Origin of the sequence: Streptomyces sp. NPDC048590, assembly GCF_043199535.1 — a bacterium.
Classification (GTDB): domain Bacteria; phylum Actinomycetota; class Actinomycetes; order Streptomycetales; family Streptomycetaceae; genus Streptomyces.
In genome coordinates this window covers 58651-78124 of the sequence record NZ_JBICWC010000004.1, presented here as the reverse complement: position 1 = coordinate 78124, position 19474 = coordinate 58651, and the positions used below count along the sequence as shown (strand labels likewise).

The following is a 19474-nucleotide window of genomic DNA, read 5'->3' as shown; positions in this document are numbered from 1 at the left end:
GTCCCAGCTCAGGTCCCCCGCATGGTGTGGCGCCGCCGCTAGAGTCCGGCCGAGGGTGTTACCGCGAAGTAGCCCGCATGGGAGGCACAGCACATGACACGTGAGTCCGAGTCGGGACTGCCCATCGAGCCGGTGTACGGGCCGGAGGCGCTCGACGGCTGGCGGGCCGAGGAGAAGCTGGGGGCCCCGGGCGCCTTCCCGTTCACGCGCGGGGTCTATCCCTCGATGTACACGGGCAGGCCGTGGACGATGCGCCAGTACGCGGGGTTCGGCACCGCCACGGAGTCCAACGCCCGCTACAAGCAGCTGATCGCCAACGGCACGGCAGGACTCTCCGTCGCCTTCGACCTGCCCACCCAGATGGGGCACGACTCCGACGCGCCGATCGCCTCCGGCGAGGTCGGCAAGGTGGGTGTGGCGATCGACTCGATCGACGACATGAGGGTCCTCTTCGGCGGGATCCCGCTGGACGAGGTCTCCACCTCGATGACCATCAACGCCCCCGCCGCCCTGCTGCTCCTCCTCTACCAACTCGTCGCCGAGGAGCAGGGGGTGCCGGCCGACCGGCTGACGGGCACCATCCAGAACGACGTACTCAAGGAGTACATCGCGCGGGGCACCTACATCTTCCCGCCGAAGCCCTCACTGCGGCTGATCGCCGACATCTTCAAGTACTGCCGGTCCGAGATCCCGAAGTGGAACACCATCTCGATCTCCGGCTACCACATGGCCGAGGCGGGTGCCTCACCCGCGCAGGAGATCGCCTTCACCCTGGCCGACGGCATCGAGTACGTCCGCACGGCCGTGGCGGCGGGCATGGACGTGGACGACTTCGCGCCGAGGCTCTCCTTCTTCTTCGTCGCCCGCACGACGATCCTGGAGGAGGTCGCCAAGTTCCGTGCCGCGCGCCGGATCTGGGCCCGGGTCATGCGGGAGGAGTTCGGCGCGAAGAACCCCAAGTCGCTGATGCTGCGCTTCCACACCCAGACCGCCGGGGTCCAGCTCACCGCCCAGCAGCCCGAGGTCAACCTGGTGCGGGTCGCCGTGCAGGGACTCGGCGCGGTCCTCGGGGGCACGCAGTCGCTGCACACCAACTCCTTCGACGAGGCGATCGCCCTGCCGACGGACAAGTCCGCCCGCCTCGCCCTGCGCACCCAGCAGGTGCTGGCCTACGAGACCGATGTGACAGCCACCGTCGACCCCTTCGCCGGGAGTTACGTCGTCGAGCGGATGACGGACGACGTCGAGGCCGCGGCCCTCGAACTGATGGAACGCGTCGAGGACATGGGCGGCGCGGTCAACGCCATCGAGCAGGGCTTCCAGAAGGGGGAGATCGAGCGCAGCGCCTACCGCATCGCGCAGGAGACCGACAGCGGTGAGCGCGTCGTCGTCGGGGTCAACCGCTTCCGCCTCGACGAGGAGGAGCCGTACGAACCGCTCCGCGTCGACCCGGCGATCGAGGCCCAGCAGGCGGCCCGCCTCGCGAAGCTCCGCGCCGAGCGCGACCAGGGGGCCGTGGACGCGGCGCTCGTGGAGCTCAAGAAGGCGGCGGAGGGCACGGACAACGTGCTGTACCCGATGAAGGACGCCCTCAAGGCGCGCGCCACGGTGGGCGAGGTCTGCGACGCGTTGCGGGAGGTCTGGGGGGCGTACGTCCCGACGGACGCGTTCTGACGGACATCGGTGCGGGGACGGACCCATCCCCCGAGGGCCCGTTCCCGCACCGATACGGACGCGGCGTCAGCAGTTGATCGTGCGCGTGTAGTTGCCGAGGATGCCGTGGTAGACGTACAGCTGCGTGGTGCCCTTCGACATCACGTAGCACGGGCTGTCCTTGGCGAGCGATACGTCGACCCTCACCGAGACCTGGTAGCCGCACTTGTTGCTGAGCAGCACGTCGAAGCCGTCCGTCGTCTGCGTGACCATGCGGCCGACGCAGGACGGGGCCACCGTGGCCGCGGCGGCCGGGGTCGCCGTGACGATCATGGAACCGCCGAGGACCGCAGCGGTCAGTGCGGCCTGTGCCGCCCTCCGGGACATACGCATCAAGGACTCCTCGCAGAGTGGTTGTTCGCAACGAGCGGAACGTTAAGCTGATCGGCGCACAATCCGCGTACAGCGTGCGTACAACGCGGTGTTCCGCGCGGGGAGCCCGGAGTCGGCGAGTTGGGTGGTATCGATGCGTTTCGCCGTTCTCGGTTCTCTCGCGGCCTACCGGGGCGACCTGGGTGTGGATCTGGGTTCGGCCAAGCAGCGTCTGGTGCTGGCGACCCTGCTCAGCCGTCCGTCCGAGCGTGTGCCGACAGCGCTCCTGGAGGAGGCCCTCTGGGGCGAGGAGCCGCCGCTCTCCGCCGCCGCCAACCGCCGCACCTATGTGAGAGGGCTGCGCAACGCCTTGGGTGGAGGCGGCCCCTGGGACGGGCTGCAGAGCGTCCCAGGTGGGTATCTGCTGAGGGTGGAGCCCGGCCGGCGGGACGTCGATCTCTTCGACGAGGCCGCGGCCCGTGGCAGGCGGGCGCTGGCGCGTGGCGAGTTCTCGCAGGCCGGCCAGGAGCTGACGGCGGCGCTCGACCTGTGGCGCGGGACGGTCCTGGATGGACTGCCGCTGCCCGATGTGCTGGCGAACTGGGCGAACCGGCTGGAGGAGCGGCGCTGTCAGGCCGAGGAGGACCTCGCCGACGCCCTGCTCGGGGACGACCGCTGCGCCGAGGTGATCCTCCGGATGCGGAAACTGGTCGAGTGCCATCCTCTGCGGCAGCGGGCCTGGGGCTCGCTGATGCTGGGTCTCCAGCGGACCGGTGACGTGTCAGGGGCGTTGGAGACTTATCGACGGGCGCGTGCGGAGCTCGTTCGGGAGACCGGCCTCGAACCGGGGCCGGAACTCGTGCGTCTGCACGAGGACCTGCTCCGGCGGCGCAAGCCGCCTGCCAGGAGCGCCGTCGAGCCGTCACCACAGGTGAGCCCTCGCCAGCTTCCGCCGGTGACGACGGATTTCGTGGGCCGGGACGTGGCCCTGTCGGCGCTCGGCGCATGTCTCGACCCCGAGCCCGGCCGCCCGGCCACCGCCGTGATCATCGCCGTCACCGGCATGGCGGGCGTCGGGAAGTCTGCCCTGGTACTGCACTGGGCCCATCGGATCGCCGACCGGTTCCCCGACGGGCAGCTCCATGTGAACCTGCGTGGGTACGACGAGGAGGGCGCGCTGCCCGCCGCCGACGCCCTGCAGGGATTCATCGAGGCCCTGGGCGTTCCCCAGTCCCGGATCCCGGCCGGTGAAGCGGCCCGTTCCGGTCTCTTCCGGAGCCTGCTGGCCGCGCGCCGCGTTCTCGTCGTCCTGGACAACGCGCGGGACTCCGCCCACGTGCGGCCACTCCTCCCGGGGGCCGGGCGGAGCGTGGTCGTCGTCACCAGCCGTGAGCGGCTGCGGGGGCTGGTGACGGCCGAGGGCGCACGGCCCGTCGCCCTCGATGTACTGACCGAGCGCGAGGCCGACGGTCTTCTGGTGGGGCGGCTGGGTGCGCGGGTGTCCGCCGAGCCCGCGGCCGCGGCGGAGATCGTGGCCGCCACGGGGAGGCTGCCCCTCGCCCTCGCGGTGGTCGCCGCACGCGTCGCGGGGCATCCTGGCTTCCCCCTCCGCACCTTCGCGGACGAACTGCGCTCCGGCGGGGCGCTGCTGGACGCCCTGGACGACGGTGACGCCCGGCGGATCATGTCCTGGTCCTGCCTCGCGCTCACCGCCGAGGGGGCGCGCCTGTTCCGGCTGCTCGGGCTGCATCCGGGCCCTGAGCTGACACCCGGTTCTGCGGCGGCACTCGCCGGGGTTCCGGAGCGAGCCGTACGCGCCCAGCTCCGGGAGCTGACAAGGCTGCACCTGCTCACCGAACAGTCCCCCGGACGGTTCGTCTTCCACGACCTGCTGCGTGCCTATGCGGCCGAACTCGCCCACACCGAGGAGTCGTCCGGGGAACTCCGGGCCGCCCGGGAACGGCTCTACGACCACTTCCTGCACCGAGCGCACCGCGCGGCCGTCATCCTGCAGCCGCAGTGGCCGGCCGTCACCCCGGTGCCCGAGCTGACGAACGGCGGCGACCAGGGCTCCATGCCCGACGCCGAAGCCGCTCTGGCCTGGTTCGCCGCCGAGCACCAGGTGCTGCTGCGGACGGTCGCGCAGGCCGCCCGGCACGGATTCGGCACCTACTGCTGGCAGCTGGCCTGGGCGCTCACCGCCTACCTGGCGCCGCACGGCCTGTGGCAGGACCAGCGCGCGGTCCAGGAGACCGCTCTCGCCGCTGCCGGGAAGTCGGACGACAGGGCGGGTCAGGCCATGGCGTGCCGCCTGCTGGCCCGGGCCAATTCCCGGCTCGGCGAGTTGGAGGCCGCGGAGGACCAGCTGCGCAGGTCTCTCGCGCTGTACGCGGCTCTGGGCGATGCCACCGGCCAGGCGCAGACCCTGCACAACTACGTCGAGCTGTGCTACATGCGGGGGCGGCTGGCCGAGGCGCTCGGTCATGGGGCGGAGGCCCTGCGGCTCTACCGGCTGTCCGGCAACAGCGACGGTGAGGCCCGCACCCTCAACGCCATGGGCTGGCTGCACGCCGCGGAGGGCGATTACGAGCGTGCCATCGAAAGCTGTACGCAGGCCCTGGAGCGGCAGCGGCGCGCGGGCGACCGCAACGGTCAGGCCGCCACGCTCGACAGCCTGGGATTCGCCTACCACCACCTGGCGCGGTACGACAGGGCCGTCGCCAGCTACGACGAGGCCATCGGCCTGTTCCGGGCATCCGCGGACCGGTATCACGAGGCGGAGACACTGGTCCGGCTCGGTGAGACGTACGAGGCGACGGGCCGCCTCCGTGAGGCGGAACGGGCCTGGCGGCAGGCGGTCGAGACCTTCGACGCGCTTCGGGATCCGGAGGCCGGGAACGTACGGGAGCGGCTGGTGCGGATCGGCGCGACATGAGGCGGCCGTGGTCATCGGCGACGGCACACCGGAATTTCTGCTTCCGCATTGTGAACCGCCCTGACGGAGTGTCGTAGCCGCGTGCGACACTCCGTCCATGCTAGGTGTCATCGATCTTCCGACCTATCTCGCCGGCCTGGTGCTGATCATTCTGCTCCCGGGGCCCAACTCGCTCTATGTGCTCTCCGTCGCCGCCCGGCGCGGGGTGCGCACCGGATACGTGGCCGCGGCCGGGGTCTGGACCGGGGACACCGTGCTGATGACGCTCTCCGCCCTGGGTGCCGCCTCTCTGCTGCAGACGACGCCGTTGCTGTTCGCGGTCGTCAAGTACGCGGGTGCGGGCTATCTGACGTGGATGGCGATCGGGATGCTGCGGGCGGCCGTGTCGATGTGGCGTGAGCGGCACCAGCGGGTGGCCGATCTGACGGACGCCGGTGCCGAGCCGGTGATGCCGGCCGAACACCCCTACCGCCGGGCGCTGGTGGTCAGCATCTTCAACCCGAAGGCGATCCTGTTCCTCATCTCCTTCTTCGTGCAGTTCGTCGATCCGGACTACGCCTACCCGGCGCTGTCCTTCCTGGTGCTGGGCACGCTGCTGCAGATCGGCAGCTTCCTCTACCTCTCGACGCTGATCTTCAGCGGCACCCGCCTGGCCACGGCCTTCCGGCGCCGCAAGCGGCTGTCGGCGGGGGCGACCTCGCTGGCCGGTGTGCTGTTCCTCGGGTTCGCGGCCAAGCTGTCGGTCAGCGGGGTCTGAGCCTTCCGGCGGCACTCAGTGGTGCCAGGCGGTGCCTCCCACGTTGTGGATCATCCGCTGGAGGACCTTGAGGGCGGCTACGTACTCCTCGTCGGTGATGCCGGTGTGGATGTCGGCGAGCGCGCGGCCGACCCGTTCGGCCGCCTCGGCCCGCAGAGCGTGCCCCTCTCCCGTCAGCCGCAGGCGGTTGTCCGGGGTCTCGGTGACCAGGCCGCGGGCCACCAGGGTGTCGATCTCGGGCTCCAGTGCGTCCCCGACATCCAGGTAGCCGCGGAGTGTCGCCACCACCTCCGCGCGGGGGCGGCCCTGTTCGTCCGCGTCGACGAGCTGGTTGAGGACCCACCAGGGGGGCTGGGTCAGGCCGACTTCGGCCAGTGCGGTCCTGATGTGGGTCACGGCCGCTTTGTGGGCCGCCCAGCTCCAGTAGCCGATCGGCTGGCGTGCGAGTCCCGCGTCATCGTGTGAGTAGTCCATGCCCTGGACCGTAGGACCTCAAGCAAAGTTGAGGTCAAGGCCCAGTCCTGCCGCGTACTCCGTGAGCCCCGAGGTGTCCTCGCCCGCCCAGCCGATGTAGCCGTCGGGCCGGACGAGGAAGAGGCCCCTGCCGTAGGCGCCGGCCGTGTCCGTGCGGAAGGTGCGCAGGAGCGGGCCGTCGTGCGAGGGGATCGGGGTGTCCGTGCCCACGGCGAGCAGGGTGAAGTGCGGCCCCCGGAAGAGGTCGAAGAGGCGCCTGCCCTTGCCCGCGGTCCCGTCCGGTGCCCGGTCGCCGGACTCCAGGAGCCCCGCGCGGCCGGATGCCAGCGGGCCTTCGCGGTAGCCGAGTCCCAGCTGCTGGGCGGCGGCGCCGCGTTCCTGTTCGCCGCGGTGGATGCGGGTGGACAGGCCCAGCATCTCGGCGGCGACCGGGCGGCGTTCCTGCTCGTAGGTGTCCAGCAGGGCGGCGGGCGCGCCGTGCCGCAGCACCTGGCCCAGCTTCCAGCCCAGGTTGTACGCGTCCTGGACGCTGGTGTTCAGCCCCTGGCCGCCTGCCGGGGAGTGGACGTGCGCGGCGTCGCCGGCGAGGAAGACCCGGCCCTCGCGGAAGCGGTCGGCCAGCGCGGCGCGCGGCTTGAACTCCGATGACCAGCGGACCTCGGTGACATCCCCCTCGCCCAGGTGGGTACGGGCGGCCACCAGGGCCCTGACCGCCTCGGGAGCGGTGTCGGGCGCCCCCTCCTCGAACTGGGCGACCAGCTGGAAGTCGGCGGTCCCGGGCAGCGGGCAGAGGGTGAGCATGCCTGCCCCGGTCAGGAAGATGTGCCAGTTCAGCCGGTCCAGGGCGGCCTCCGCGATCCGGACGTCGGCCACCAGCGTGGGCTTGGGGTCCACGGTCTCGCCCTCCATCGTGATGCCGAGAGCGCGCCTGACGGTGGAGCGTCCGCCGTCCGCGGCGACCAGGTAGGAGGCGCGTACCTCGCCCGTGGTCAGCCGGGCGGTGACCCCGTCGTCGTCCTGCGACAGGCCGGTGAGAGCGGCCGAGAAGAGGACCTCGCCGCCCAGCTCGCGCAGCCGCCGGAGCAGGATCTCCTGCGTCCGCCACTGCGGCATCATCCAGGGCTCCCCGTACGGCTCCGCCTCGGTGGGCGCGGCGCGCCGGAAGATGTCGTGCTCGCCCTGGCGCTCGCCCTCCTTCCAGATCATCCCGACGGGAGCGGGCCCGCCGTGTTCCCGGACCGCGTCGCCGACGCCGAGGTCGTCCAGGACCTCCCGGGTGCGCGGCTGGATGCCCTTGCCCCGGGACCCGGGGAAGAGCGCGGCGGACTTCTCGACGACGAGCGCGCGGACGCCGCGCCGCGCGAGGTCGCAGGCGAGGGCGAGACCGCTGGGGCCGGCGCCGACGATGAGGACCTGAGTTTCCTTAACGTTGTTAAGTTCCATGATTCGGAGTCTGCGCTTAACGCTGTTAAATTGTCAAGGTGGGTACGACGAAGATCGACAGGGCGCGGGTGGCCGACGCCGGCCTCAAGCTGCTGAACGAGGTGGGCCTCGACGGCCTCACCCTGCGCGCCATCGCCCGGGAACTGGACGTGAAGGCCCCCGCGCTCTACTGGCACTTCAAGGACAAGCAGGCCCTGCTCGACGAGATGGCCACCGTCATGTACCGCCGGATGCTGGAGGGGGAGCTGCCCGGTCCCGCGCCCCGCACCTGGCAGGAGCAGATGGTCGCGTACCAGAGCGCCCTGCGCCGCGCGCTGCTGCGCTACCGCGACGGGGCCAAGGTGTACAGCGGCGCGCGGTTCACCGGTACCGACCACGCCGACGGTCTTGAGGTCCACCTGCGCACCATGGTCGACGCCGGGTTCGAGCTGTGGCAGGCGGTGCGCGCGGGCACGACCGTGAACGCCTACACGATGGGCTTCGTCACCGAGGAGCAGGGCGTCCAGCCCATGCCCGACGAGCGGCGCGAGGGCTACGACGTCGACGAACGGGCCGAGCGCCTGGAGCGCTACCCGCTCGCGGCTGCGGCGGGTGCCGAGATCTTCACCAACTACGACGAGCGGTTCGAGGACGGGCTGCGAATCGTCGTCGCGGGGATCGAGGCGCGTTACGGGGTGAGCTGACCGGGGGCCCGGGGAGCCGAGCGCCGGCTCCGGCGCGTACGAGTGCGACGGTCCGCGGCGAGGCCCGATCTCACCCCAGGCGCTCGCGGAACGGGATCTGTGCCGCCTGGGAAGCCATGGCCCGCTTGAGGCGGGGGCCGATCGGCTTCTCCACCAGGCGGTGAAGCAGGTAGGCCAGGAGCAGGATGGACGTCACCGAGGCGATCAGTGTCACGTACGGGGGCAGGTCCAGCGCGCGGTTCATGACGCGGATCGCGAACCAGCCCAGGTGCTCGTGCAGCAGGTAGAACGGGTAGGTGAGCGCGCCGGCGACCGTCAGCCAGCGCCAGTTCGCCCAGTTCAGCCAGCCGAGGGCCACCGCGGCCACGGCGATGAACGCCAGGGTGACGATCGCCTGGATGACGTAGGGGGAGCGGGCGAAGTCGCCTTGCACGCCTTCGTGCCAGAGGGCCGTGACCGAGTAGCGCTGGCCCAGGAGCCAGCTGGTGAGCACGATCCCCCAGAGCAGGAGGTCGCTGCCGTAGCGGTGGATCAGGTAGAAGGCGAGGCCCGCGATGAAGTACGGCGCGTGGTCCCGCATGACCAGGGCGTCGGTGAGAGGGGTCTGGGCGATCCGGGCGAAGACACCGGCGAAGGTCCACGCGACGCAGAAGACGACCACCCGGCGGTAGGTCACGCCCCGCCAGACCACGAAGACGGCGAAGAGCAGGTAGAACCGCATCTCCACCCAGAGCGTCCAGCACACGCCGAGGACCCGGTCCACGCCCATCGGCTGCTGGAGCATGGTCAGGTTGACGAGGAGTTCGTCGGGCCGCAGCGGGTGGACCACCACGGGGAGCAGTACGGCGGCCGCCGTGATGATCACGATCGCCGCCCAGTAGGCGGGGTAGAGCCGGGCGACCCGGGAGCGGAAGAAGTCTCCCGGGCTGCGGCCCCAGCTGCTCATGCAGATCACGAAGCCGCTGATGATGAAGAAGAGCTGCACGCCGAGACAGCCGTACGTCGCGACCGACGACAGCGTGGGGAACTTGACGCCCGGCGACTGGCTCCACGACTCGGCGACCGTGCCGTTCTTGCCCGCGTAGTGGTAGAGGCAGACCATCAGGGCCGCCAGGATGCGCAGCCCGTCGAGGGCGCGGAGACGGCCCTTCGCCCTGGGTGCGGGAGCCCCCGCGGTGGTCGCCGCCGGAGCAGGTGCTGGTGTCTGAGAGGTGGGCGCCGCCGCCTCGGCCGGCAGCGGTATCGCGCGCGTCACGTCGGTTGGTCCTTCCACGTCTTCCTCGGTCTTCCCCGGAAGACGAACGGTCACGGGTGGCTTCAGCTGCCGTTGACCCGGCCTGCTCCGGGCAGGCGGCGGCTCGCCGCGCGCTGCCAGGTGCGGGCCTGCCGTGCGAACCGGCGCACGGTGGGGTTGCGGGGGATGAAGTCGAGCTGGGAGGGCAGCGCCCCGGGCAGGGCGAGCGCGGTCAGGCGGCGGCGCCTGAAGTAGCGGTCCCTGACGGACGCGGGCTGACCGGAGAGGAACACCTCGGCCGCGGGGCGCAGCTCCGGGTAGATCTTCGGCTGCATGGCGAAGCCGACAGCCGTGACGAGACCGGTGAGTTCGCGTCGGACCGTCGCCTCGTCGGGCATGGTCCACGCGGTGACCGCCGGCGCGTCCTCCAGGTCCGGGAGCAGCGTGTCGACGATGGTGACCGGCACCCGGTTGCTGTTCTGGTACGGGACCAGGCCGCTGAGCAGCATGTCCGTGCCCAGCCGGGCCACCGGAAGGCCGTAGAAGGCGGCCGCGGTGAGCAGTGCGGTGGAGAACGCGCCGACGACGAGCGCCGGGTTCAGCCGCTGGTACACCACCTCCGCGATCACCGGGGCGTCCAGCACGGTCAGTTCGGCGCCCAGCCGGGTCGCCTCCTCCTCCAGTGCGCGGGACCAGCCCGCGGGGGCGGAGGGATGCGGTTTGAAGACGATGTTCCGGTGGCCGAGGGCGACCGCTCCCCGCAGCATCCGCAGATGCAGGTCTTCCTCCTCGGCGGGTGTGAGGACGTCGATCGCCGACAGGTACTGGCCGAGCAGCAGTGCCGGTGCCTCCTGGCCGACTCCGGTGGTGAACGCCGGTGAGGTGTCGGCGAGTTCGGTCAGCACCTTGAGGAACTCGGCCGTCGGGACGACCTCCGCCTCCACGTCGAACTCGGAGAGCAGCAGCGGCCGTAGACCGGGGACGAGGTCCAGGTGCAGGAGCCGCTGCACCCGGGTGCCGATCAGCGGATCGATCTTGCTCCGGGTCGGCCCGTAACTCATCAGCCCGTCGGCGTAGACATGGACGGGGCTCTCGCCGAAGATCTTCGCCAGCGCGTTGGACGGGTTCGCCTGGATGGACTCGCAGGCGATCTCCACCGGCCCGTCACCGAGGTCCCAGGCCAGGCGCAGGTACCGCTCCCAGAGCAGAGTGTCCTGTTCCCGGGGGAACCAGCCCACCGGGTGGAAGGGGTGGATGAACTCGTTCCATGAGAGCACCTCGTCGAACTCGGGACGCAGGCACTCGAACCCGTCCATCCGGTCGAGCGGCGTACCGACCTCCGGGGCGTAGGAGGTGTCGCTCACGACCAGGAGCCGGCGGTGCTCGTCGCGGGGGCCGAACTGGCCCGCGCGGATGGCCGCGGTGACCGTGGCGGCGGCGTACTGCGAGCAGGCGAAGAACAGCTGGGTGGAACTGCGGCCGGACATCAGGCGGTTGCTCCTGTGGTGACGGAGGGAACGGTCCGCGCGGGAACCGTACGGCGACGGAGCCTGCGGAGCCGTGCCGCACGCTGGTCGCCGAGTGAGTCGAGGGTGTCGCTGAGGAGGTCCTGCGGAAGCCGCTGGAGAGCGGCCGCGCTCATGGAGCGCAGCTTGCGGGCCACGGGAGGCTCGAACCGCTCGATGGAATCCAGGTGGTGCGCCATGACGGCCGCGTACGTCCGGACGGCCTTCGGCAGCAGCTTGTCCGCCTCGGGGTCCCGTGACGTCTCCTCGATGACCTGGTCGAAGGCCTTGATGAAGTCGAGCTGCCGCACATCGCCGATCTGGGTCAGCGAGGAGGCGACACCGCGCCGGTAGAAGACGCCGAGCAGCCCGACGGCGGCGAAGGACTCCGCCTCCCGGTGCAGCCTCCAGATCCACGGCCGGTCCTCGGCCGTCCGCAGGCCGTGGGTGAAGTGCAGCAGCCCCCGGTCGGCGAGACGCCGGTGGTAGATGCCGGCCCAGGCGTACGGGTAGTCCACCGACGTGGTGCGGTCGGGCGGGAGGATCGCGGCGCGCGGGCTGAACGGAACGCCCCGCAGTCCGTGCGGGACCCGGTGCACGGTCCGCGCCCTGCCGGTGACCTGCACGTGGTCGGCGCGGACGAAGTCGCACCCCAGGTCCTCCGCGGCGGCGAGCAGCCGCTCGTAGTAACCGGGAGCGAGCCAGTCGTCGCCGTCCAGGAAGGTGATGAACTCGCCTTCGGCGGCGTCCAGACCGGTGTTCCGCGCGGTCGCGAGCCCGCCGTTCTGTTCGTGCCTGATGACGACCGCCCCCGGGATTTCGTCCTGAGCGCGATTCAGGATCTCGGCGGTCCCGTCGGTGGAGCAGTCGTCGACGAGGATGAACTCGAAATCCTTTCGGGCGTTCGCACGCAGGCTTCTGAGGGTGTCGGGCGCGTATGTCTGCACGTTGTAGAACGGCACGATGACGGAGAGCTTAACCACGTCGATCACGCTAGGGGCGGGCCTGTCATGCGGCTTGTCCCGGGAAAGGACAGAAGATGAACGGACCGTGGCGGATCCGTGAACCCGCCTGAATTCAGCTGCGGAAAGCGGGTCGGAATTCCTCGCGAGGAGCCGGATCCCCAATCGTCGACCGGCTGTTAACCAGCTGTTGCCATCACGTTGGGCCGCGGATCGAAATGCCTTCCTAGCTTCTAGGACGTGCCTCCACGTTCCAGGAATTCGGCTGATCCGGCCGACAACGCAACAGCCGCAGCCCCGGCTCTCAGGGTCGCCGTCCTCGCCGACTCCGACACCCGGTGGAAGTGGGGCGCTCTCACCGCGCACCGCCTCACCGCGGGTGCCGAGGAGCGCCCCGTCGAGACCACCGGACTGCTGCTGCGAGGCCGCGCCACCCCGACGCCCCGGCAGCTCGCCGAGGTGGGCGAGGTCGGTGTGGACACCTCCCGGGTGCGTGAGGTGACGGCGGTCGAATTCCTGCACACCGTGCGGGACGAGAGGTACGACGTCGTCGTCCTCGCCCTCGTCGGAGGCGCCGTCCAGGCCATGCTGCACGGCCTGGCCGCACTCGGCCTGCCGCGCAGGCCGGTCGTCGTCACCGGATACGTCGGCGTCGTCTACGAGAAGCTCGCCGACGGGCTCCTGCTGCGCCACGGCGCCGATGTCGTCCTCGCCAACTCCCGTCACGACGCGGAGCGTTTCCGCGCGGTGTACGAAGGGGTCGGCGCCGACGCCTCGTCCGTCACCGAGGCCGCCCTGCCGTTCCTGGGCGGCGAGCCGCACCGGCCCGAGGAAGGACGCGACACCGTGGTGTTCGCGGCCCAGCCCTCCGTACCGGCGACCAGGGCGGAGCGCACCTACCTGCTGCGCCGCCTCGTCGAGCACGCGCGGCTGCACCCGGGCCGCGAGGTGCTGCTCAAGCTGCGCTCCAAGCCGGGAGAGCACACCACCCACATCGAGGAGCTGCCCTACCAGCGCCTGGCGGAGCGGCTCCCGGGCGGTCTGCCGCCCAACTTCCGCCTGGTGTACGGGCACATGGGCGAGGTCCTGGACCGCACCGACCTGCTGGTCACCGTGTCCTCCACCGCGGCCCTCGAATCCCTGCACCGGCGCATCCCGACGGCGATCCTCTCCGACCTGGGCGTGCGCGAGGTGCTCGGCAACCACCACTTCGTCGGCTCCGGACTGATCACGTCCTGGGACCACCTCGACGGCGGCCTCCGCCCGGAACCCGACGAGGAGTGGGTGGCCGGCCAGGGCGTCGCCGCCGACGGCACCTACGGCTCCGCCTACGACACCGCCCGCGCCCGCGTCGGCGAACTGCTCGCGGCGGAGGAACTCCCCCCGCTCACCCCCTACTACACACCTGCCACCGCGCCCGGATACCTCCCCGGCATCCTCGCCCGCCACCACCTGCGCCCCGACGGCACTCCGCTTCCCGGCGCCGTCACCCCCAAGGAGACCGGCCGGGTGCGGGGCGCGGTGCGCGAGACCGTACGCAACGCGGCGCGCGGCGCCTACCGCCACGGCGTCCAGCGGGTCGCCCCCGTGATCCGACGGATGGGCGAGCTGTGACCACTGATTCAGGAGCGACCATGACCCCGCCACCCACCGTGCTCGCCGTGATCCCCGCCCGCGGCGGATCCAAGGGAGTGCCGGCCAAGAACCTCGCGAGGGTCGGCGGCGTACCGCTCGTCGCCCGCGCCGTCCGGGCCTGCCTCTCCTCGCCCGAGGTCACCGACGTCGTCGTGACGACCGACGACCCGGCGATCTCGGACGCGGCGAAGGCCGCCGGGGAGGCACTGGGGGAGAGCGCCCGGCTGCACTGCGTCCAGCGCCCCGCCGCCATCGCCGGTGACACCGCGACCAGCGAGGCCGCGGTCCTGCACGCCCTGCACAGCTACGAGACGGCGGCCCACGGCCGGAAGGCCGACGTGGTCCTGCTGGTCCAGTGCACGAGCCCCTTCATCACCCGCGAGGACATCGACGGCGTCGCCGCCGCGGTGGCCCGCGAGGGCGCCGACACCGCCGTCACCGTGGCCCCCTTCCACGGCTTCGTGTGGCGCGACGGCACCCCCGTCGAGGACGACACCTACGGCGTCAACCACGACAAGGCCGTACGCCCCCGCCGGCAGGACCGCCCCCAGGACTACCTGGAGACCGGGGCCGCGTACGCCATGGACGTCGAGGGCTTCCGCACCCACCGCCACCGCTTCTTCGGCCACACCGCGCTCGTCCCCACCGACCCCGCCCGGGTCCTGGAGATCGACGACCCGCACGACCTGGCCCGGGCCCGCGCCCTGGCTCCGCTCCTCGATCCCTCGCCGCTGCCCACCCTGGCGGACATCGACGCGATCGTCCTCGACTTCGACGGCACGCAGACCGACGACCGGGTCCTCATCGACTCCGACGGCCGCGAGATCGTCGCCGTGCACCGGGGGGACGGCCTCGGCATCGCCGCGCTGCGCCGCACCGGCGTACCGATCCTGATCCTTTCCACGGAACAGAACCCGGTCGTCGCCGCCCGCGCCCGCAAGCTCCAGGTCCCCGTCCTGCACGGCATCGACCGCAAGGACCTGGCCCTCAAGCAGTGGTGCGAGGAGCAGTCCGTCGCTCCCGACCGCGTGCTCTACGTCGGCAACGACGTCAACGACCTGGCCTGCTTCGGCCTGGCGGGCTGGCCCGTCGCCGTCGCGAACGCCCACGACTCGGTGCGCGCCGCCGCGCGTGCCGTGACCACCAACCCCGGCGGTTCCGGTGCCATCCGCGAGATCGCGGCATGGCTTCTGGGCCCCACCCTCACCACCGAATCCGCCAACGTCCCCACCACGTAAGGAAGCACCACCATGAGCAGCACCTCCCGCCTGCGCACCTTCGGCACCCGCACCGCCGGCCCCGGTCACCCCGTCTACGTCACCGGCGAGATCGGCATCAACCACAACGGCGACCTCGACAACGCCCTCGCCCTCATCGACGTGGCCGCCGAGGCCGGCTGCGACGCGGTCAAGTTCCAGAAGCGCACCCCGGAGATCTGCACCCCGCGCGACCAGTGGGACATCGAGCGCGACACCCCCTGGGGCCGGATGACGTACATCGACTACCGTCACCGCGTCGAGTTCGGCGAGGCCGAGTACACCGCCATCGCCGAGCACTGCGCCAAGCGCGGCATCGACTGGTTCGCCTCCCCGTGGGACACCGAGGCCGTCGCCTTCCTGGAGAAGTTCGACGTCCCCGCGCACAAGGTCGCCTCCGCCTCCCTCACCGACGACGAGCTGCTCCGCGCGCTGCGCGCGACCGGCCGTACGGTCATCCTCTCCACCGGCATGTCGACGCCGAAGCAGATCAGGCACGCGGTCGAGGTCCTCGGCAGCGACAACATCCTGCTCTGCCACGCCACGTCGACGTACCCGGCGAAGGCCGAGGAGCTCAACCTGCGGGTCATCAACACCCTCCAGCAGGAGTACCCGAACGTGCCGATCGGCTACAGCGGCCACGAGACCGGCCTGCAGACGACGCTCGCGGCCGTCGCGCTCGGCGCCACGTTCGTCGAGCGCCACATCACCCTCGACCGGGCGATGTGGGGCTCCGACCAGGCCGCGTCCGTCGAGCCGCAGGGTCTCACCCGGCTCGTCCGCGACATCCGCACCATCGAGGCGTCGCTCGGTGACGGCGTCAAGAAGGTCTACGAGTCGGAGCTCGGCCCGATGAAGAAGCTCCGCCGGGTCGCGGGCGTCGTCGCCGAGAACGACGACGCGGCGGCCGCCGAGCCGGTCGCGGTCTGACGGGCCGACCGGTGAACCTCGCCTTCGTCGAGAGCCCGGTCCAGCTCCTGAACGTCCTGGAGTGGACCCACACCCGGGGAGGACCGGACACCACGGTCGTCGTCCTCCCCCCGGTCGACCCGATGTCGCGCGGACAGCTGCGCAGGATGGCGGAGCTGGCCCGCGACGAGGGCATCACCGTCCGCTGGCAGGAGGCGCGCGGAGAGAAGGGCGCGCCTCTCAAGGCCCTGCGGGCCCTGACGGGGCTGATCCGCAAGGCCGACCGCATAGTGATCGGTGACCCGTTCTCCCGGTACGTGCAACTCCTCCTCTCCCTGGTCCGCACCCGCCGGATCACGGTCGTCGACGACGGCACCGCCACCATGGAGTTCGTCGCACAACTGGCGCGCGGTGAACGCCTGGTGCGCTGGCACCGCAGGGGGAGCGGAGGGCCGCGCGAGATGCTCCTGGCCCCCGTGACCTCTGCGGCACGCCGCAGCTTCACCCCGTCGGCGTCCCGCACGGTCGAGGTGTTCACCGCGATGCCGGTGGAGGCTCCCGTCGGCATAGAGGTCACGGAGAACACCTTCGCCTGGACCCGGGGGCGTTTCGGCCCGCCGCTCATCACCAAGGGCGCCGACCTGGTCGGCACCTCCCTGGTGGAGACCGGGGTGATCGACCCCGCCCCGTACGAGGAGGCGGTCCGCTCCCTCGCCCGGACCCACGGCGCGACCCGCTACTTCGCGCACCGCCGGGAATCGGCGGAGAAGCTCCACGCCCTGGAATCCGCCACCGGCCTGGAGATCGTCCGCCCGGACCTCCCCCTGGAACTCATCGCCCGCAGGGGCCCCATCGGCCACACGGTTCTCAGCTTCCCGTCCACCGTGGTCCACACCCTGCCGCTCGCGCTCGCGGGTACCGGGGTGAAGGTCGCGGTGTGCGACATAGCTCCGGAGTGGCTCCGGGACACGGCGTCCCCGCGCGCCCAGGGCTTCCTGAGCGGAGTCACCGAGACGGCCAAGGACGTGCACCGGCTGGCGTCCTGGGGGAGCACCGCGGTCGTCGGGGAGGGCTGACGCGGACGGGGCAACGGGCGGGGTCGCACGGGCGTACCTTCGTGCTGGACGTTCACCGCAGGAACGTTCCTCACGAACACACACGAAGGAGCTCGTCGGGTGACACAGACTCTGAGCCTGCGCGGGATGGGCCTGCTGAGGAACGCTCCCGGCGGGGAATTCGACTGCCGGATCAACTACTCCGACGGTCAGGGGCCCTCGCGGACGGTCGCCTGTGTGGAACGGGAGTTGCCGCCCGGCGGCATACCCGCCTACCTCGCGGCCCGGGACAGCGGCGCCCGGTCCTTCGTCCTGTGGGAGGACGAGCGACGCCAGGCACGGGTCGCCACCCTGGTCACCGTCTCAGCGAACGGCGGGCGCGCCCAGTTCCAGGTGCTCGGTGCGCAAGGTGAACCGCTCGGTACGTTCACGCGCGACAAGGCGTTCAGCCGGGGCGCGCGCTCACGCTGGACGGTGAGCACCGCCGGCATCCCCGAGGCGGTGGGTCGCAAGGGCCGGCTCTTCTGGTGGGGCGTGTGGTGGTTCTTCACGCCCCTGCTGCCGCTCATGGTGGTGGGCGCCCTGTTCGGCGGTGGCGGCGGCGACTTCCCGCGCGGCCCCCGCCGCATCAAGTGGCGCTCCGGGGGAGAGGTGCCTCTGGAGTTCAAGTCGTCCGGGAACACGGTGCATCTGCACGCATCGCACCTGGACTGGAGGGTTGGAGCCGCCCTCGCAGCCCTCGTCCCCTCCTTCGACGGCTGGATCGGCGACCCCTGGGACACCAGGAGGGACTGACGGGCCGGGCGGCGTCGACCCCTACCAGTCGGCGTCGCCCGCTACCGGTCGGTGCTCCGCCAGACGGTCAGGTCCCCTGAGAGGAAGGCGAGTTCAGGCAGACTGGTGGACTGGGTCTGGACCACGTACAGCCCGATGTCGCCCTCGGCGTCCTTCAGGCAGAACTCCGCCTTGGGAGGGGCTCCTTCGAGCGTCGCGCTGTGCTTGCCGGCGGTCCTGAGCATGCTGCGGCATTCGTCGAGGGTCGTGCCGTGTCCCTCGGACATCCGCACGAACGCCTCCGGTCCGCTCGCGACCCGGCATCCGGCGGAGGCGCAGTCGAGACGGAAGTCGCCCTTACGGCTCTTCAGCGCCGGTTCGGCGCTCTTGAGGCTCAGCGAGTTCTTCGTGTCCAGCCACAGGAGGTATTCCTCCGGCTGAGGCTCCTCCGGCCGGCTCGACGCGGAGGAGCCGTCCCCGGAGGCGTCGTCACCGGCCCCGACCACGGACGGACCGGAGGGGTCCTGCCGGTCCGGGGAACCGCCCGGGGAGGACCCCTGTGCGGACGCGGATGCGGACGAGTGGGCCGCCGGCCCGGTCGCGGATGCCCCCCGGCCTCCGCCGTCCTGGCCGCCGAACCGTTTCACCACATCCGTGAGGGTCCATGTCAGACCCGCCACCAGCAGCGCCCCGCCCGTGACGGCCGCGGCCGTGACCAGCAGGGCGCGCCGCCTGCGGGCCTTGCGCTCCTGCGGAGTCAGCTCCTTCTGCGGCCATCCGAACTGCGGCTGCGGCTGCGGCTGCGGATAGGGCGGGGCGAACACGGGCGCCGGCACCGCTGCGGCCACGGCAGTAGGCGTGAGCACCGGCGGGACCGGGTAGGCCGGGGTCGGCTCGGGGACCGGTGCGGGGACCACCGTCCGGGGCCCGGCGACCTCCCGCCACACGGCGGGACCCCCGCCCGCGTCCGCCTCGGCACCCAGGCGCTGACGGCACCACTCCACGACCTCCGCGGGCGTGGCACGCTCCGCCGGCTCGGCGGCCAGGCACCGGGCGAACAACGGGCGCAACGCTTCTGGCAGCAGCGACAGTTCGGGTTCGGAGTGCAGGATCCGGTACTGGACGTTGACGGCGGAGCCGTCCCCGTAGAGGGTGCGCCCCAGTGCCGCGAACGCCGCGGTCTGGCCGAGCGCGAAGATGTCGGCCGCCGGAGTGATCTCGCCGCCGGATATCTGCTCCGGCGACATGAAGGAGGGCGTGCCGATCGTGCTTCCCGGCGCGGTGTACGCCGTCCCGCCGGCGGCCAGCGCGATACCGAAGTCGATCACCCGCGGCCCGTCCGAGGCCAGCAGCACGTTCGACGGCTTCAGGTCCCGGTGCACGATGCCCCCGGCGTGGATGACCTGCAACGCCTCGGCCACCCCCGCCATCAGCCAGAGCACCGCCGGCACCGGCAGGGGCCCGCGCCGGTTCACGGCCTCGGTCAGCGACGGCCCCGGCACGTACAGCGTGGCCAGCCAGGGAGGTACGCCGTCGGCGTCGGCGTCGATCAGCTCGGCGGTGTACGCCCCCTTGACCTGCCGAGCCGCCTTTATCTCCCGGGTGAACCGTCTTCGGAAGTCCGGGTCGTCGGCCAGCTCCGGCCGGACCACCTTGATGGCCACCGGGCGGCCGCCCTGGGTGTGCGACAGGTACACGCGCCCCATGCCGCCGGCGCCCAGCCGTGCGGCGAACCGGTAGCCGCCGACCCCGGACGGGTCGTCCGCCTGAAGCGGCTGGAAGACCTCCGTCGTATGACTCATCAGCCCCGAAACCCCCTGTGACGCA

The 19474-nt window shown here is 71.5% G+C and carries 16 protein-coding genes; 9 read left to right on the top strand and 7 right to left on the bottom strand.

The features are described from left to right. Positions 1–93 precede the first annotated feature (93 nt). Positions 94–1674 carry a methylmalonyl-CoA mutase gene (locus ACGFNN_RS12560; RefSeq protein WP_393555242.1) on the top strand — a complete coding sequence of 527 codons (1581 nt, stop codon included), beginning with the start codon at positions 94–96 and terminating at the stop codon, positions 1672–1674. A gap of 66 nt (positions 1675–1740) precedes the next feature. On the opposite strand, the gene ACGFNN_RS12555 is transcribed toward ACGFNN_RS12560, so the two are convergent. Next, the gene (locus ACGFNN_RS12555; protein WP_393555240.1) at positions 1741–2046 is read right to left on the bottom strand and encodes a beta-Ig-H3/fasciclin; all 306 of its coding nucleotides are present in this window, start codon (positions 2044–2046) and stop codon (positions 1741–1743) included. Positions 2047–2179: 133 nt separating this feature from the next. Between ACGFNN_RS12555 and ACGFNN_RS12550 the strand changes: the two genes are divergently transcribed. Further along, positions 2180–4960, top strand: coding sequence for a BTAD domain-containing putative transcriptional regulator (locus ACGFNN_RS12550; protein WP_393555238.1), 2781 nt, complete (start codon positions 2180–2182; stop codon positions 4958–4960). Between the two features lie 97 nt (positions 4961–5057). Next, positions 5058–5717, top strand: coding sequence for a leucine efflux protein LeuE (gene leuE, locus ACGFNN_RS12545; protein ID WP_393555236.1), 660 nt, complete (start codon positions 5058–5060; stop codon positions 5715–5717). 15 nt (positions 5718–5732) lie between these two features. Here leuE and ACGFNN_RS12540 read toward each other — a convergent pair whose 3' ends face one another. Next, positions 5733–6191: a MarR family winged helix-turn-helix transcriptional regulator gene (locus ACGFNN_RS12540; RefSeq protein WP_393555234.1), complete on the bottom strand. Its 459-nt coding sequence runs from the start codon at positions 6189–6191 to the stop codon at positions 5733–5735. A gap of 18 nt (positions 6192–6209) precedes the next feature. Next, positions 6210–7634, bottom strand: coding sequence for an FAD-dependent monooxygenase (locus ACGFNN_RS12535; RefSeq protein WP_393555232.1), 1425 nt, complete (start codon positions 7632–7634; stop codon positions 6210–6212). 38 nt (positions 7635–7672) lie between these two features. On the opposite strand from ACGFNN_RS12535, the gene ACGFNN_RS12530 reads away from it, so the two are divergent. Continuing rightward, positions 7673–8317, top strand: a complete 645-nt coding sequence (locus ACGFNN_RS12530; protein ID WP_393555230.1) for a TetR/AcrR family transcriptional regulator C-terminal domain-containing protein — start codon at positions 7673–7675, stop codon at positions 8315–8317. A gap of 70 nt (positions 8318–8387) precedes the next feature. On the opposite strand, the gene ACGFNN_RS12525 is transcribed toward ACGFNN_RS12530, so the two are convergent. The 3 genes from ACGFNN_RS12525 to ACGFNN_RS12515 all read right to left on the bottom strand — a co-directional run bounded on the left by ACGFNN_RS12525 (position 8388) and on the right by ACGFNN_RS12515 (position 12039). Next, positions 8388–9572 (bottom strand): acyltransferase family protein, encoded by a 1185-nt coding sequence (locus ACGFNN_RS12525; protein WP_393555228.1) that lies wholly within the window; start codon positions 9570–9572, stop codon positions 8388–8390. 62 nt (positions 9573–9634) lie between these two features. After that, positions 9635–11038 (bottom strand): polysialyltransferase family glycosyltransferase, encoded by a 1404-nt coding sequence (locus ACGFNN_RS12520; protein ID WP_393555226.1) that lies wholly within the window; start codon positions 11036–11038, stop codon positions 9635–9637. After that, entirely contained in the window at positions 11038–12039 is a 1002-nt protein-coding gene (locus tag ACGFNN_RS12515; RefSeq protein WP_393555224.1) for a glycosyltransferase family 2 protein, read from the bottom strand. Before ACGFNN_RS12515 ends, ACGFNN_RS12520 begins: the two co-directional genes overlap by 1 nt. A gap of 219 nt (positions 12040–12258) precedes the next feature. On the opposite strand from ACGFNN_RS12515, the gene ACGFNN_RS12510 reads away from it, so the two are divergent. The 5 genes from ACGFNN_RS12510 (at position 12259) to ACGFNN_RS12490 (ending at position 17668) form a co-directional block, all read left to right on the top strand. Further along, positions 12259–13632 carry a DUF6716 putative glycosyltransferase gene (locus ACGFNN_RS12510; protein ID WP_393555222.1) on the top strand — a complete coding sequence of 458 codons (1374 nt, stop codon included), beginning with the start codon at positions 12259–12261 and terminating at the stop codon, positions 13630–13632. 20 nt (positions 13633–13652) lie between these two features. Then, entirely contained in the window at positions 13653–14891 is a 1239-nt protein-coding gene (locus ACGFNN_RS12505) for a cytidylyltransferase domain-containing protein (protein WP_393555220.1), read from the top strand. A gap of 12 nt (positions 14892–14903) precedes the next feature. Next, positions 14904–15839, top strand: coding sequence for an N-acetylneuraminate synthase family protein (locus ACGFNN_RS12500; protein ID WP_362538758.1), 936 nt, complete (start codon positions 14904–14906; stop codon positions 15837–15839). A gap of 11 nt (positions 15840–15850) precedes the next feature. Beyond that, positions 15851–16894 (top strand): hypothetical protein, encoded by a 1044-nt coding sequence (locus ACGFNN_RS12495; RefSeq protein WP_393555218.1) that lies wholly within the window; start codon positions 15851–15853, stop codon positions 16892–16894. A gap of 99 nt (positions 16895–16993) precedes the next feature. Then, positions 16994–17668, top strand: a complete 675-nt coding sequence (locus tag ACGFNN_RS12490) for a hypothetical protein (RefSeq protein ID WP_393555216.1) — start codon at positions 16994–16996, stop codon at positions 17666–17668. Between the two features lie 41 nt (positions 17669–17709). Here ACGFNN_RS12490 and ACGFNN_RS12485 read toward each other — a convergent pair whose 3' ends face one another. Then, positions 17710–19449 (bottom strand): serine/threonine-protein kinase, encoded by a 1740-nt coding sequence (locus ACGFNN_RS12485; protein WP_393555214.1) that lies wholly within the window; start codon positions 19447–19449, stop codon positions 17710–17712. Positions 19450–19474 lie beyond the last annotated feature (25 nt).